General features: G+C 60.0%; 15 protein-coding genes. 12 read left to right on the top strand and 3 right to left on the bottom strand.

Going from position 1 to position 13,949, the window contains the following annotated elements; genetic code table 11:
• The first annotated feature begins 416 nt into the window (after positions 1-416).
• The 11 genes from rpoE (at position 417) to pdxJ (ending at position 10,606) form a co-directional block, all read left to right on the top strand.
• Positions 417-998 (top strand): RNA polymerase sigma factor RpoE/AlgU, encoded by a 582-nt coding sequence (gene rpoE, locus DNK06_RS22875; RefSeq protein WP_013792331.1) that lies wholly within the window; start codon positions 417-419, stop codon positions 996-998.
• 31 nt (positions 999-1,029) lie between these two features.
• Positions 1,030-1,623 (top strand): sigma-E factor negative regulatory protein, encoded by a 594-nt coding sequence (locus tag DNK06_RS22870; protein ID WP_131182263.1) that lies wholly within the window; start codon positions 1,030-1,032, stop codon positions 1,621-1,623.
• 11 nt (positions 1,624-1,634) lie between these two features.
• Complete coding sequence (locus DNK06_RS22865) at positions 1,635-2,588, top strand: MucB/RseB C-terminal domain-containing protein (RefSeq protein WP_131182262.1); 954 nt, start codon at positions 1,635-1,637, stop codon at positions 2,586-2,588.
• 107 nt (positions 2,589-2,695) lie between these two features.
• Positions 2,696-4,135: a DegQ family serine endoprotease gene (locus DNK06_RS22860; RefSeq protein ID WP_131182261.1), complete on the top strand. Its 1,440-nt coding sequence runs from the start codon at positions 2,696-2,698 to the stop codon at positions 4,133-4,135.
• A 257-nt stretch (positions 4,136-4,392) separates the two neighbouring features.
• On the top strand, positions 4,393-6,192 hold the full coding sequence (gene lepA / locus DNK06_RS22855; RefSeq protein ID WP_131182260.1) for a translation elongation factor 4: 1,800 nt from the start codon (positions 4,393-4,395) through the stop codon (positions 6,190-6,192).
• A 5-nt stretch (positions 6,193-6,197) separates the two neighbouring features.
• The gene (lepB, locus tag DNK06_RS22850) at positions 6,198-7,052 is read left to right on the top strand and encodes a signal peptidase I (RefSeq protein WP_131182259.1); all 855 of its coding nucleotides are present in this window, start codon (positions 6,198-6,200) and stop codon (positions 7,050-7,052) included.
• Positions 7,053-7,159: 107 nt separating this feature from the next.
• A complete protein-coding gene (locus DNK06_RS22845; protein WP_131182258.1) occupies positions 7,160-7,537 on the top strand; it encodes a DUF4845 domain-containing protein in 378 nt (125 codons plus the stop codon).
• On the top strand, positions 7,534-8,223 hold the full coding sequence (gene rnc, locus DNK06_RS22840) for a ribonuclease III (RefSeq protein WP_042555037.1): 690 nt from the start codon (positions 7,534-7,536) through the stop codon (positions 8,221-8,223). Before DNK06_RS22845 ends, rnc begins: the two co-directional genes overlap by 4 nt.
• Positions 8,216-9,118, top strand: a complete 903-nt coding sequence (era, locus tag DNK06_RS22835) for a GTPase Era (protein WP_131182257.1) — start codon at positions 8,216-8,218, stop codon at positions 9,116-9,118. Before rnc ends, era begins: the two co-directional genes overlap by 8 nt.
• A 50-nt stretch (positions 9,119-9,168) precedes the next feature.
• Positions 9,169-9,867 (top strand): DNA repair protein RecO, encoded by a 699-nt coding sequence (recO, locus tag DNK06_RS22830; protein WP_131182256.1) that lies wholly within the window; start codon positions 9,169-9,171, stop codon positions 9,865-9,867.
• Positions 9,860-10,606 carry a pyridoxine 5'-phosphate synthase gene (pdxJ, locus tag DNK06_RS22825; protein WP_131182255.1) on the top strand — a complete coding sequence of 249 codons (747 nt, stop codon included), beginning with the start codon at positions 9,860-9,862 and terminating at the stop codon, positions 10,604-10,606. The genes recO and pdxJ overlap by 8 nt, the downstream gene beginning before the upstream one ends.
• Here pdxJ and DNK06_RS22820 read toward each other — a convergent pair.
• The gene (locus DNK06_RS22820) at positions 10,603-11,493 is read right to left on the bottom strand and encodes a LysR substrate-binding domain-containing protein (RefSeq protein WP_131182254.1); all 891 of its coding nucleotides are present in this window, start codon (positions 11,491-11,493) and stop codon (positions 10,603-10,605) included. The two genes, pdxJ and DNK06_RS22820, sit on opposite strands and share 4 nt — an antisense overlap.
• 139 nt (positions 11,494-11,632) lie before the next feature.
• Between DNK06_RS22820 and DNK06_RS22815 the strand changes: the two genes are divergently transcribed.
• Positions 11,633-11,905 carry a hypothetical protein gene (locus DNK06_RS22815; RefSeq protein WP_131182253.1) on the top strand — a complete coding sequence of 91 codons (273 nt, stop codon included), beginning with the start codon at positions 11,633-11,635 and terminating at the stop codon, positions 11,903-11,905.
• A gap of 74 nt (positions 11,906-11,979) precedes the next feature.
• Here DNK06_RS22815 and cmoB read toward each other — a convergent pair whose 3' ends face one another.
• Positions 11,980-12,948: a tRNA 5-methoxyuridine(34)/uridine 5-oxyacetic acid(34) synthase CmoB gene (gene cmoB, locus DNK06_RS22810; RefSeq protein ID WP_131182252.1), complete on the bottom strand. Its 969-nt coding sequence runs from the start codon at positions 12,946-12,948 to the stop codon at positions 11,980-11,982.
• Positions 12,945-13,721, bottom strand: a complete 777-nt coding sequence (gene cmoA / locus DNK06_RS22805) for a carboxy-S-adenosyl-L-methionine synthase CmoA (protein WP_165493683.1) — start codon at positions 13,719-13,721, stop codon at positions 12,945-12,947. Before cmoA ends, cmoB begins: the two co-directional genes overlap by 4 nt.
• Positions 13,722-13,949: the final 228 nt, after the last annotated feature.

Raw genomic sequence — 13,949 nt, 5'->3', positions numbered from 1 at the left:
CACAATAGTCAGTCCGGTGGGTTGTCTCGAGCAGAAGGTGTATCGTGGGCGGCTGGCGATGTGCCTGCCCAGGGCTGTCCACCGCAAGTGGTGCTGGAGTTTCATATGCTCTGCTATAGCCAGGATGAACTTTCTTAGTAGTCAAGGTTCTATAGCGGAGTCGCCCCGGAGAGGGACTGTGTTTGGTGGGCCGGGCGAACGAAGGTCGCGTCAGCGGGATTCGTTTCGGCAAGTCAGGCGATCTAAGACTATTTGCGCAGCAGGGGCATGCCCTGGTGCGTCGTTTCGTGCAAAACCAAAAATGTTTTGCGGGAAGCTTGTTCGGAGGGGGAGAACTTTTGCACATGGCCCGAGTCTATTTTCGCAGACCGATCCTGGCAGACGCTGACCTCCTACGGGCTCAATGAGGAGTATTCATGCTAACCCAGGAAGAGGATCAGCAGCTGGTCGAGCGCGTTCAACGTGGCGACAAGCGAGCGTTTGATCTGTTGGTGCTGAAGTACCAGCACAAGATTCTCGGGTTGATCGTGCGATTCGTGCACGACACCCATGAAGCTCAGGATGTAGCCCAAGAAGCTTTCGTAAAAGCTTATCGGGCGCTGGGAAACTTTCGCGGTGACAGTGCGTTCTATACATGGCTGTATCGAATCGCCATCAACACGGCGAAGAATCATCTGGTGTCGCGCGGTCGGCGGCCACCGGATAACGATGTAAGCGCAGAGGATGCAGAGTTCTACGACGGCGATCATGCCCTCAAGGACATCGAGTCTCCCGAGCGTGCGCTACTGAGGGATGAAATCGAAGCCACCGTGCATCGGAGCATCCAACAGTTGCCAGAAGATTTGCGAACCGCGCTAACGTTACGTGAATTTGATGGTCTGAGTTACGAAGACATTGCGAGCGTCATGCAATGTCCTGTTGGCACCGTGCGTTCGCGAATCTTTCGGGCGCGTGAAGCCATCGACAAGTCCCTGCAACCGCTGTTGCAGGAAGCCTGAGACAGCGGCGACAGCCAAGAGAGGAACCGCTATGAGTCGTGAAGCCCTGCAGGAATCGCTGTCCGCGGTGATGGATAACGAAGCGGATGAACTTGAATTTCGGCGTGTGCTCAGTGCGAGCGACGATGCCGAATTGCGTGCTACCTGGTCGCGTTACCAGGTCGCTCGTGCCGTGATGCACAAGGATCTGCTGGTGCCGCGGCTGGACATCGCCGCAGCCGTTTCCGCTGCCCTGGAAAACGATGTCACGCCCGTGGCGCAGGAACAGAAAAAGGTCGTGCGTGGCCCTTGGCGTAGCCTGGGACGCGTAGCTGTTGCGGCTACCGTAACCGTTGCGGTGCTGGCCGGTGTGCGTTTCTACAATCAGGACGATGTTGCCGGAGCACAACTGGCTCAGCAGGATCAACCGTCCATTGCTCTGCCGCAAGCTCAGGGGCCGGCCATTCTGGCGGGTTTCAATACTTCGGACGAACAACCGAGTGTAGAAAACGTTTCCGCCGGAGGAGAAAGCTGGCATGAGCAGCGTCTCCCTGAGTACTTGCGTCAGCATGCTCAGCAGTCTGCTCCCGGTGCCGCAGAGAATGCGCTGCCGTTCGCCCGATCTGCGAGTGTAGAAGAGCGTTAAGAAGAACGCGCATGCGCTTCATTCCCGTTGTTTCGCTGGTGATCGGCAGCTTTTTGGCACTACCCGCCATGGCTGCCGACGCTCAGGACTGGTTGCAGAGGCTGAATAACGCCGAAAGCAGCCAAAGCTTCCAGGGCATTTTCGTTTACGAACGCAACGGCAACCTTTCCACCCACAGTATCTGGCGTCAGGTCGAGCCAGGTGGTGGCGTGCGCGAGCGGTTGCTGCGGCTCGATGGTGCGCCTCAGGAAGTGCTGCGGGTCAATGGGCGGGCTCAATGCGCCAGCGGCTCTTTGCCCGTTCAGTTGGTCGATGACCAGGCGTGGCCCAGCCATGCTTTGAATACCGAGCAATTAGGCGAGTGGTATGAGCTGCGAGTGACCGGCGAATCCCGCGTTGCGGGGCGTCCGGCTGTGGTTCTTGGTTTGCTACCGCGTGATCAGCATCGCTATGGTGTTGAACTGCATCTGGATCGAGAAACTGGCTTGCCGCTCAAATCGTTACTGGTTAACGATAAAGGCATGTTGCTCGAGCGTTTCCAGTTCACTCAACTGGATACCGCCAATATCCAGCCCGCTGCGGTACTGCAACCTTCTGCCGATTGCGCACCTGTGCGCGTCATCAAAGCCGAAAAGAAACAGCCGGAGCTCTGGCACTCCGATTGGCTGCCGCCTGGCTTCAATCTCAGTGCTGTGACTCAGCGACGTAGCCCCGCCTCCGCAGACACCGTCGATTGTCTGATCTACGATGACGGCCTGGCGCGTTTTTCCGTATTCCTCGAGCCCTTGCATGGTGTGGCGGTTGCCGATGCGCGCAGCCAGCTGGGGCCTACCGTGGCTGTTTCCCGACGCCTGACAACCGATGATGGAGATGTCATGGTTACGGTAGTGGGAGAGATTCCGTTGGGAACGGCGGAGCGTGTCGCCATGTCGATGCGCACCGACGATGTGCATGCAACGCCATAAGGATCGACGATAACGATCAAGGTCGATGGTGCCGCTGTATCGTCATGTTCTGTTTTACCGATGGCCCCGCAGGGGGCTCGTTTGTTCTGGATGGGGAAGAAACTGTAATGTCGATGCCTAGCCTGAAAACCTACGCTGCCGCGCTGTTCGCGGTGTTTATGATGGGGCAGTCCATTGTCGCGCATGCGCAATTGCCGGACTTCACGCCTTTGGTCGAAGCCGCTTCGCCTGCCGTGGTCAATATCAGTACCCGGCAGAAAGTACCCAATGCCGTCGCCAGCAATGGTGGTCTCGCCATTCCTGATCTCGAAGGCTTGCCGCCCATGTTTCGCGAGTTCTTCGAGCGCAACATTCCTCAACCGCCCCGCTCACCAGGTGGCGGTGGTCGTCAGCGTGAGGCTCAGTCGCTGGGTTCGGGGTTCATCATTTCCAAGGATGGCTACATCCTGACCAACAACCATGTGGTCGCCGATGCCGACGAGATCATCGTGCGTTTGTCCGACCGCAGCGAGCTGGAAGCCAAACTGATAGGCACCGATCCGCGCAGCGATGTAGCCCTGCTCAAGGTCGACGCTGACGATCTGCCCACCGTGAAACTGGGCAACTCCGACAACCTAAAGGTGGGTGAGTGGGTGTTGGCCATCGGTTCGCCCTTCGGCTTCGATCACTCGGTGACTGCCGGTATCGTCAGCGCCAAGGGCCGCAGCCTGCCTAATGAAAGTTATGTGCCGTTCATCCAGACCGATGTCGCGATCAACCCGGGTAACTCGGGCGGCCCGCTGTTTAACCTGGATGGCGAAGTGGTCGGCATCAACTCGCAGATATTCACCCGTTCCGGCGGTTTCATGGGGCTGTCCTTCGCCATTCCGATGAGCGTGGCGATGGATGTGGCCGATCAGTTGAAGGCCAGCGGCAAGGTCAGCCGTGGCTGGCTGGGTGTGGTCATCCAGGAAGTGAACAAGGATCTCGCCGAGTCCTTCGGTCTGGAGAAGCCGGCCGGTGCGCTGGTCGCCCAGGTGCTTGAAGACGGCCCGGCCGCCAAGGGCGGATTGCAGGTGGGTGACGTGATTCTCAGTCTGGACGGCAAGCCGATTATCATGTCCGCCGATCTGCCTCACCTTGTCGGTGTCTTGAAACCGGGTACCAAGGCCAATCTGGAGATCGTTCGCGAGGGCGCGCGCAAAAACCTGAGTCTGGCCGTTGGCACCATGCCCGCCGATGACGGCGACGAGGTCGCCGAAAGCGCTACGCCGGGCGTCGAGCGCAGCAGCAACCGTCTTGGCGTCAGTGTCGGCGAACTTACCAGTGAGCAGAAGAAGGCCCTGGATCTCAAAGGCGGTGTCGTTATCCGCGAAGTACAGGACGGCCCTGCTGCCCTGATCGGCCTGCGTCCTGGCGACGTGATCACGCACCTGAACAACCAGGCAATCGGTTCGGCGAAGAATTTCACCGAGGTCGCGCAGTCGCTGCCGAAAAACCGTTCCGTCTCCATGCGCGTGCTACGCCAGGGACGTGCCAGTTTCATCACCTTCAAACTGGCTGAATAACACCTGTCGTCGGCTGTGATAAAAGGGCGATGAGAGTCGCCCTTTTTTATGGCCGGTTATTTGCGACGCCGCCCATGGGGCTGTCGCTGGTAGGCGAGAAAGTTTTCTCGCGTTGATTTTTTGTTTCCGCGAGTGCTCAAGCAGGTAAATAGCCCGTTCAAGCGGTTGTCCCGACGTGACGTGGGGGTAACCACTCGGTTAAACTTCGCGGCTATTTTCGGCGGGCAGTCGCCTGCGGCCTTTTCGAGTGTTGTCCTGTGAGTGACCTGAGTCATATCCGCAATTTTTCCATCATTGCCCACATTGACCACGGCAAGTCGACGCTGGCTGACCGTTTCATTCAGATGTGCGGTGGTCTGACCGCGCGTGAGATGGAGGCCCAGGTTCTCGATTCCATGGATCTGGAGCGTGAGCGCGGCATCACCATCAAGGCCCACAGCGTCACCCTGTATTACAAGGCGCAGGACGGTATCACCTATCAGCTGAACTTCATCGACACGCCCGGCCACGTCGACTTCACCTATGAGGTGAGCCGCTCGCTGGCCGCCTGCGAGGGCGCGTTGCTGGTGGTCGATGCCGGTCAGGGCGTGGAGGCGCAATCGGTCGCCAACTGCTACACCGCCATCGAGCAGGGCCTGGAAGTCATGCCGGTGCTGAACAAGATGGATCTGCCCCAGGCCGATCCGGATCGGGTCAAGGACGAGATCGAGAAGATCATCGGCATCGACGCCACCGATGCCGTGGCCTGCAGCGCCAAGAGCGGCATGGGTGTCGATGAGGTGCTCGAGCGCCTGGTGCATACGATTCCGGCGCCGACTGGTGACATCGAGGCGCCGTTGCAAGCGCTGATCATCGATTCCTGGTTCGACAACTACCTGGGCGTCGTCTCGCTGGTGCGTGTACGTCACGGCCGGGTGAAGAAGGGCGACAAGATCCTGGTCAAGTCCACCGGCAAGGTGCATCTGGTCGACAGCGTTGGCGTGTTCAACCCGAAACACACCGCCACCGCCGACCTCAAGGCCGGTGAAGTGGGCTTTATCATCGCCAGCATCAAAGACATTCACGGCGCGCCGGTGGGGGATACCCTGACCTTGAACTCGACGCCAGACGTCGAAATGCTGCCCGGTTTCAAGCGTATCCAGCCGCAAGTGTATGCAGGCCTGTTTCCGGTCAGCTCCGACGATTTCGAAGATTTCCGCGATGCACTGCAGAAGCTGACCCTCAACGACTCGTCGCTGCAGTACCTGCCGGAAAGCTCCGATGCCCTGGGCTTCGGCTTCCGCTGCGGCTTCCTCGGTATGTTGCACATGGAGATCATTCAGGAGCGCCTGGAGCGCGAGTACGACCTGGATCTGATCACCACCGCGCCGAGCGTTATTTTCGAAGTCGTGCTCAAGAACGGTGAAACGATCTACGTCGATAACCCGTCCAAACTGCCGGATGTGTCCTCGGTCGAGGATTTCCGCGAGCCGATCGTGCAGGCCACCATCCTGGTGCCGCAGGAGCACCTGGGTAACGTCATCACCCTGTGCATCGAGAAGCGTGGCGTTCAGCGCGACATGCAGTTCCTCGGCACCCAGGTTCAGGTTCGCTACGATCTGCCCATGAACGAAGTGGTGCTCGATTTCTTCGACCGCCTGAAGTCCACCAGCCGTGGCTATGCCTCGCTGGATTACCATTTCGACCGTTATCAGTCGGCCAACCTGGTCAAGCTCGATGTATTGATCAACGGCGATAAGGTCGACGCGCTGGCGCTGATTGTGCATAAGGACAACGCTCACTACAAAGGGCGTCAGTTGACCGAGAAGATGAAAGAGCTGATCCCTCGGCAGATGTTCGACGTGGCGATCCAGGCCGCCATTGGCGGGCAGATCGTGGCGCGTACGACTGTCAAGGCATTGAGAAAGAACGTTCTGGCCAAGTGCTACGGCGGCGACGTAAGCCGTAAGCGCAAGCTGTTGGAAAAACAGAAGGCTGGTAAGAAGCGCATGAAGCAGGTAGGTAACGTGGAAATTCCACAGGAAGCCTTCCTTGCTGTACTCAAGTTGGATAGTTAAGGCCTATGTCATTTAATTTTCCGCTGTTGCTGGTCATCGCCGTCGCCGTGTGCGGCGCTCTGGCTCTGTTCGATCTGGTGTTCCTGGCGCCCCGGCGGCGTGCGGCGATCGCCAGCTATCAGGGCAAGGTCGAGCAAGCCGACGAGGCGGTGGTCGAGAAGCTGAACAAGGAGCCGTTGCTGGTCGAGTACGGCAAGTCGTTCTTTCCAGTGCTGGCCATCGTGCTGGTGTTGCGCTCCTTTCTGGTCGAACCCTTCCAGATCCCGTCCGGTTCGATGATCCCGACCCTCGAGGTTGGCGATTTCATCCTGGTCAACAAGTTCGCCTACGGTATTCGCCTGCCGGTACTGGACACCAAGGTGATCGAAGTGGGTGATCCGCAGCGTGGCGACGTCATGGTGTTTCGCTACCCCAGCGACCCAAACGTCAATTACATCAAGCGGGTTATCGGTCTGCCGGGTGACCATGTTCGCTACAGCAGCGACAAGCACCTGTTCGTCAATGGCGAGGCCGTGGCCGAGCAATTGATCGGCGAAGAGCCGGGCAGCCTGGGCAGCGCCACGCTGTACAGCGAGCGTCTGGGTGAAGTGGAGCACCGCATCCGCAAGGAAATGAACCGCTACCGCGCCGAGCCTGGCAAGGAATGGACGATTCCTGAAGGGCACTACTTCATGATGGGCGACAACCGCGACAACTCCAACGACAGCCGCTACTGGAACGACCCGAGCATTCCCAAGGATGTACTGGGCATGGTTCCGGATCGCAACATTGTCGGCAAGGCATTCGCCATCTGGATGAGTTGGCCGGATTCGAAGTTCAGCCACCTGCCGAACTTCTCCCGTGTCGGGCTCATTCACTGATCTGATGAATATTTGTGGCGCCGTTCAATACGGCGCCGCCAGCTATCTATAGTCTTCTCATGCGCCCGATGCGCATGACTGGAACTATTTGGATATTGGGGAAAAACATGAAATTCGCACGCTCGCAGCAAGGCTTGTCTATTGTGAGTTGGCTGGTGGTGCTTGCTGTGGTGGCGTTTCTCGCCAGCACCGCGTTCAAGGTGATTCCGCATTACCTCGACTATATGTCGATGGAAAAGATCATCACCTCGGTGGAAACCGACAAGTTGCAGGAAGTCAGAACCGTGGGCGATTTCTATTCCCACGTCAGCCGTGGCATGACGGTCAACAGCATCCGCGACCTGAACCTGAAGGAAGTCTTGAAGGTGACCATCGAGAACAATGAGTTTCTCGCCCACCTGAAGTATGAAAAACGTGAATCGCTGATCGAGAACCTCGATCTGGTGGTTAATTTCGATAAAGAATTCCGTGTGCGTATGCCGTGAGTGTTTCGTTGACCCGCCTCGAGCGCCAGCTCGGGCACAGTTTCAAGGATCAGGATCTGATGATCCTGGCGCTGACCCACCGTAGCTTCGCCGGGCGCAATAACGAGCGTCTGGAGTTTCTCGGTGATGCCATCCTCAATTTCGTTGCCGGTGAAGCGCTCTACGAGCGCTTTCCCCAGGCCCGTGAAGGGCAGCTGTCGAGGCTGCGTGCGCGTCTGGTGAAAGGCGAGACCCTGGCCATACTGGCCCGCGGTTTCGACCTGGGCGAGTACCTGCGTCTGGGTTCCGGCGAGCTGAAGAGTGGCGGTTTCCGTCGTGATTCGATCCTCGCCGATGCGCTGGAAGCCCTGATCGGCGCCATCTACCTGGATGCCGGCATGGACGTCGCCCGGGAGCGCGTGCTGGCCTGGTTGACCAACGAGCTGGACGGTCTGACCCTGGTCGATACCAACAAGGATCCCAAGACCCGTCTGCAGGAATTCCTGCAGTCACGTGCCTGCGAGCTGCCGCGTTACGAGGTGGTCGATATTCAGGGCGAGCCCCATTGCCGAACATTCGTGGTCGAGTGTCAGGTCAACTTACTCAATGATAAAACCCTGGGCCAAGGCGCCAGTCGCCGCATCGCCGAACAGGTAGCGGCGACGGCAGCGCTGATCGCTCTGGGTGTGGAGAACGGCAATGACTGATTCGCCTGTAACACGCTGTGGCTACGTCGCCATCGTCGGCCGGCCCAACGTGGGCAAGTCGACGTTGCTCAATCACATTCTCGGCCAGAAGCTGGCGATCACTTCGCGCAAGCCGCAGACCACCCGTCACAACATGCTCGGTATCAAGACCGAGGGTGACGTACAGGCCATCTACGTCGATACCCCCGGCCTGCACAAGAACAACGAGAAAGCGCTCAACCGTTACATGAACAAGAACGCTTCGTCGGCCCTCAAGGATGTCGACGTGGTGATCTTCGTGGTCGACCGTACCCGCTGGACCGACGAAGACCAGATGGTGCTCGAACGTGTTCAGTACGTGCAGGGGCCGGTGATCCTGGCGGTCAACAAGACTGATCGCCTGGACGACAAGGCCGATCTGATGCCGCACCTGAAGTGGCTGGCAGAGCAGTTGCCGAATGCCGAGATCGTGCCCGTGTCGGCGCAGCAGGGCCACAACCTCGATTCTCTGGAAAAACTGGTCGGTGAGCGTCTGCCGGAAGGTGTGCACTTCTTCCCGGAAGACCAGATCACCGACCGCTCCGGGCGCTTTTTCGCCGCCGAACTGGTGCGCGAGAAGATCATGCGTCAGCTGGGCGCCGAGCTGCCTTACCAGATCACCGTAGAAATCGAGGAGTTCAAGCGCGAAGGGCGGATCATGCATATCCACGCACTGATCCTGGTCGAGCGTGACGGGCAGAAGAAGATCATCATTGGCGAGAAGGGCGAGCGCATCAAGCGTATTGGTCAGGACGCGCGCAAGGACATGGAGTCGATGTTCGACACCAAGGTCATGCTCAACCTCTGGGTCAAGGTCAAAAGCGGTTGGTCCGACGACGAGCGCGCCCTGCGTTCTCTCGGTTACGACACTATCTGATACAGCCATCCCGCCGCCTCGCGGCTGGTACCGACAGCGGGTGATTCAGCATGCTTGCGCTCAGCCAGCCCGCCTATGTTCTGCACAGCCGCGCGTACCGTGAAAGCAGTGCGCTGGTCGATTTCCTCACACCCCAGGGGCGTTTGCGTGCCGTGTTGCGTGGCGCGCGGGGCAAGGCCGGTAGTCTGGGCCGCCCGTTCATTCCTCTCGAACTGGAAACCCGCGGGCGCGGTGAGCTGAAGAACGTGGGCCGGCTGGAAGCGGCCGGCATTCCCAATCTGCTCACGGGTGAGGCGCTGTTCAGTGGCCTTTACCTGAATGAATTGCTGATCCGTGTGCTGCCAGCGGAAGACCCTCATCCCGTCATTTTCGAGCAGTACGCCGTCACCGTACTGGCGCTGGCCCAGGGGCGAGCGCTGGAGCCGCTGTTGCGCGCCTTCGAGTGGCGCCTGCTCGACGAACTCGGCTATGGTTTTGCCCTCGACAGCGATGTGCAGGGTGACCCCGTGGTCGCCGCCGGGCTTTACCGGCTGCAGGCCGACAGTGGCCTGCTACCCATCGGCCATTGGCAGCCGGGCGCCTTTCTCGGCAGCGAGCTGCTGGCCATGGCCGAGGCGGACTGGACGGCACCGGGTGCGCTGGCAGCCGCCAAGCGTCTGATGCGCCAGGCGCTCGCTCCTCATCTGGGTGGCCGACCGCTGGTCAGCCGCGAATTGTTCATGACGCTCAAGGAGCCGATCCGTGACTGAAACCAATCGTGTTTTGCTGGGCGTGAATATCGACCACGTCGCCACCCTGCGTCAGGCGCGCGGTACGCGTTATCCCGACCCGGTGAAGGCGGCGCTGGACGCCGAGGAGGCGGGTGCCGATGGCATCACCGTGCACCTGCGCGAAGATCGTCGGCATATCCAGGAGCGCGATGTGCGCCTGCTCAAGGAAGTGCTGCAGACGCGTATGAACTTCGAGATGGGGGTGACCGACTTCATGCTCGATTTCGCCGAAGAAATTCGCCCTGAACACGTCTGCCTGGTACCGGAAACCCGTCAGGAACTGACCACTGAAGGTGGCCTGGACGTGGCAGGCCAGGAAGCGCGCATCGCCGCTGCGGTACAGCGCCTGGCTGCTATCGGCAGTGAAGTCTCGCTGTTCATCGACGCTGATCCGCGGCAGATCGAGGCGAGCAAACGTGTCGGTGCCCCGGCCATCGAACTGCACACCGGTCGTTATGCCGATGCTCATGACCCGCACGAGGCTGCCGCCGAGCTGCAGCGTATCCGCGAAGGTGTTGCCCTGGGCGTCTCGCTCGGGCTGATCGTCAACGCCGGCCATGGCCTGCATTACCACAACGTCGAGCCGGTGGCGGCGATCTCCGGCATCAACGAACTGAACATCGGTCACGCGTTGGTCAGCCACGCTCTGTTCGTTGGCTTCAAGGATGCAGTGCGGGAGATGAAGCAACTGATCCAGGACGCCGCCGCGCGCTGTTAGCGGCGTGTGCCGTAGGCCACTGCGACTTGTGCCGCCAGCGCGTCGGCGGCTGCGCCACGGTTGCTGCCGCGCAGCAACTTGATGTGATAGTCGCCCAGCGGCGGCAGCCCGTGCTCCTGCTGGTTGAGACGACGTAGCGGCGGCTTGACCAGGCTGGCAGGGAAAGCCGCGATGGCCAGATCGGCGAGCAGCGCCGCTTCCTGGCCGGCGCATTGCTCGCTGGAGTAGGCGATTCGGTAACTGCGCCCCATGCGATCGAGTCCGTCCATGGCTGCGCGTCGCCAGGCGCAGCCATGGCTTGCTACGGCCAGCGGCAGCGGGCTGCGTTTGATTGCCAGTCCGCCATCACGGCCTGCCCACACCAGCGCTTCGCTGCAGATGATTTCGCCACGGGAGTCGTCGGCATCACCGTTGCCGGTGTTGATCAGCGTGAGGTCGAGTTCCCCCTCATCCAGGCGTTCGATCAGCTCACGGCTGCGGCCTACCGATACGTCGACCTGAACTGCCGGATGGCTGAGGGCGAACTGCGACAGCAGCTCGGGGAGGGCACCCACGCCGATATCGAAGGCCGTGCCAAAGCGAACCGTGCCCGCCAGGTTCGGAACCAGAAAGTGCGATACGGCCTCTTCGTTGAGCTTGAGCAGGCGCCGGGCGTAGCCGAGCAGCATTTCACCATCCGAGGTGAGCCGCACGCGGCGACTCTCGCGCAGAAAAAGGGTGCGCCCCAGGGTTTCTTCCAAGCGTTTGATCTGTTGGCTGACGGCCGCGGTGGTGCGGAAAACCTGTGCGGCGGTACGGGTGAAACTGCCACTCTCGGCGATCCCGACAAAGGTCTTCAGCACGTCGCTTTCCAATAGTGGAAGGGAGGCGGGTAGCTCGGCGAGCATGGCTGTATTCATGGTGACGTTAATATTTTCTTAATTGGTTGTTAGGTATTACTCGTTTGTCTTAACGATAGGCGCAACTCAATCTGTCAGCAAGCCATCGCCGATAACCGGTGATCAAGGGTTGTTGAGGAGAGTTGTCATGACAGCGAACAAACAACATGTGGCAGGTTCTGAGCACGCGACTCAAGGGCAAGCACCGAGTATGACTCCGCCTGGGCTGCCGCAATGGCTGGGCGACTGGTATTTCGCCTGGAGCTGGCGCCGCAAGATGCGCCGCCTGCTCGCACTCGAAAACCTTGGTCAGGTGCGCTTGGGCAGCGCGCGTGAGCGAGTAAGCGCCGGAGCGCAGATGCCGCTCAGGGTGGTCGTTGCGCGGCAGGCCGAGTGGCGCCGCAAAAGTGACGGCGAATAAACACGACACTGTGATGCCGGGAGAAAGCTGCAGGCATGTAGCCTCAACCTTTGTTTGAGGCTTGCAGCTGCTCTTCAGGGCTTGCGCGCGACCAGCACCGCGCGGCGTGGTGCCGGTAGGCCTTCGATGGTGCGGCGATGATCCAGCGGGTCGAGAAATTCCGGTAGCGACTGGAAGCGCATCCACTCGGTGCTGCGTTGTTCCTCGATCGAGGTAATGCTGACGTCCACACAGCGCACGTCGACGAAGCCGGCACGGCGCAACCACAGTTCCAACGCCGGTACCGAGGGCAGGAACCACACGTTGCGCATCTGCGCGTAACGATCTTCGGGCACCAGCACCTGGTTGGCATCGCCTTCCACCACCAGAGTCTCCAATACCAGTTCGCCACCCTTGAGCAGGCAGTCCTTGAGTTCCAGCAGATGGTCGATGGGTGAGCGTCGGTGGTACAGCACGCCCATGGAAAACACGGTGTCGAAGCCTTGCAGTTTCGCGGGCAGTTCCTCGATACCGATGGGCAGGTGCCAGGCCGGCATGTCCGGCAGGTAGCGTTTCATGGCCAGGAACTGGCAGAGGAACAACCAGTTCGGATCGATGCCGACCACGCTTTCGGCGCCGTCGCCGAGCATCCGCCACATGTAGTAGCCATTGCCGCAACCGACATCGAGTACGCGCTTGCCGGCCAGATCCAGGTGCGGGGAAACCCGCTGCCATTTCCAGTCGGAACGCCATTCGGTGTCCACGTGTACACCGAACAGATGGAACGGGCCTTTGCGCCAGGGGATCAGACCACGCAGGGCACTATCCAGGGAGGCCTGTGCGGCCTCGTCACGAGGGCCGTCGAGCTTGAAGTCCTTGAGCAGATCGATCTGCTCGGCGTCCAGTGGCGGTAGCGCCTCGACAGCGTCATACCAGCGCTGCAGGTCGCCATGACCGATGGCCAGCTTGGCGTCGATCTGCCCTGGCAGGTCGGCGCTCCATTCCTGCAGCGGCGTCCCGGCGAGCTGTGCTTGCAGGGCGTCGAGATCCATGCGCCGCATCATGGCAGGGCCACCAGGGAGGTGAAGTTCAGGCACTGGAACCATGGCACCACCTTGCTGAAACCGGCGGCGAGCAGGCGTTCGCGGTGTTGTTCGAGGCTATCGGGCAGCATCACGTTTTCGATGGCGCTGCGTTTCTGGGCGATTTCCAGCTCGCTGTAACCGTTGGCGCGCTTGAAGGCGACATGCAAATCGGTGAGCAAGGCATGCTGTTGTTCGTCTTCGAAGCGCAGCTTCTCCGACAGAATCAGCGCACCACCAGGCAGCAGCGTGCGGTGAATACGGCTGAGCAGCTCCAGACGGTTCTCCGGCGCGATGAACTGCAGAGTGAAGTTCATCGCCACCAGGGAGGCGGGTTGCCAGTCCATGGCGAGAATGTCCGCTTCGATAACCTCGACCGGCAGCAATTCCTGAAACATGGCGTCCTGGGCGTGCAGATATTCGCGACAGCGTTCGACCATGGCGGCGGAATTGTCCACCGCGATGACCCTGCAACCCTCGATCTGTACGTGGCGACGCAGCGCCTGGGTGACGGCGCCCAGCGAACAGCCCAGGTCATAGAGCAGGCTGCCTGGTCGAGCGAACTGGCCGGCCAGCACGCCGATGTTCTCGACGATGGTCGGGTAACCGGGTACCGAGCGCTTGATCATGTCCGGGAACACCCGGGCCACGTCTTCGTTGAAGACGAAGTCCGGTACCTGATCCAGTGGCTGGGCGAAAAGTTGGTCGGGCTGTCTGTTCACGATCTGTCTGCGCGGAGCTGGAAAGGCGCGCATTTTAGCCAAGTCCGGCGATTAGCCAAACCTTGTCGGGTGTATTCGTGCGATCCCCGGCGTAGGAGCATGCTTGCGGGCGAGCCGGAGCCCCACTCCTGGACACAGACCCTAGGGCTTGTTGAGATACAGCTTTCCCTACCCCGCCTTCCTGTGGTGAAATTTTGGGTATGACTAGACTTGTACTCACCGACGCCCAATGGGCGAAGATGGAGCCACATTGCCTGGGCA

Source organism: Phytopseudomonas daroniae (genome assembly GCF_004327285.1).
GTDB classification, from domain to species: domain Bacteria; phylum Pseudomonadota; class Gammaproteobacteria; order Pseudomonadales; family Pseudomonadaceae; genus Aquipseudomonas; species Aquipseudomonas daroniae.
This window is presented reverse-complemented; position numbering and strand designations above follow the sequence as displayed.

Bases quoted from the DNA above. Each gene is read 5' to 3' on its own strand.
- DNK06_RS22865 (WP_131182262.1), top strand. From the start codon at position 1,635: ATGCGCTTCATTCCCGTTGTTTCGCTGGTGATCGGCAGCTTTTTGGCA.
- DNK06_RS22845 (WP_131182258.1), top strand. From the start codon at position 7,160: ATGAAATTCGCACGCTCGCAGCAAGGCTTGTCTATTGTGAGTTGGCTG.
- DNK06_RS22820 (WP_131182254.1), bottom strand. From the start codon at position 11,493: ATGCTCGCCGAGCTACCCGCCTCCCTTCCACTATTGGAAAGCGACGTG.
- era (WP_131182257.1), top strand. From the start codon at position 8,216: ATGACTGATTCGCCTGTAACACGCTGTGGCTACGTCGCCATCGTCGGC.
- rpoE (WP_013792331.1), top strand. From the start codon at position 417: ATGCTAACCCAGGAAGAGGATCAGCAGCTGGTCGAGCGCGTTCAACGT.
- cmoA (WP_165493683.1), bottom strand. From the start codon at position 13,721: ATGCGCGCCTTTCCAGCTCCGCGCAGACAGATCGTGAACAGACAGCCC.
- lepB (WP_131182259.1), top strand. From the start codon at position 6,198: ATGTCATTTAATTTTCCGCTGTTGCTGGTCATCGCCGTCGCCGTGTGC.
- DNK06_RS22860 (WP_131182261.1), top strand. From the start codon at position 2,696: ATGTCGATGCCTAGCCTGAAAACCTACGCTGCCGCGCTGTTCGCGGTG.
- cmoB (WP_131182252.1), bottom strand. From the start codon at position 12,948: ATGATGCGGCGCATGGATCTCGACGCCCTGCAAGCACAGCTCGCCGGG.
- DNK06_RS22815 (WP_131182253.1), top strand. From the start codon at position 11,633: ATGACAGCGAACAAACAACATGTGGCAGGTTCTGAGCACGCGACTCAA.
- DNK06_RS22870 (WP_131182263.1), top strand. From the start codon at position 1,030: ATGAGTCGTGAAGCCCTGCAGGAATCGCTGTCCGCGGTGATGGATAAC.
- recO (WP_131182256.1), top strand. From the start codon at position 9,169: ATGCTTGCGCTCAGCCAGCCCGCCTATGTTCTGCACAGCCGCGCGTAC.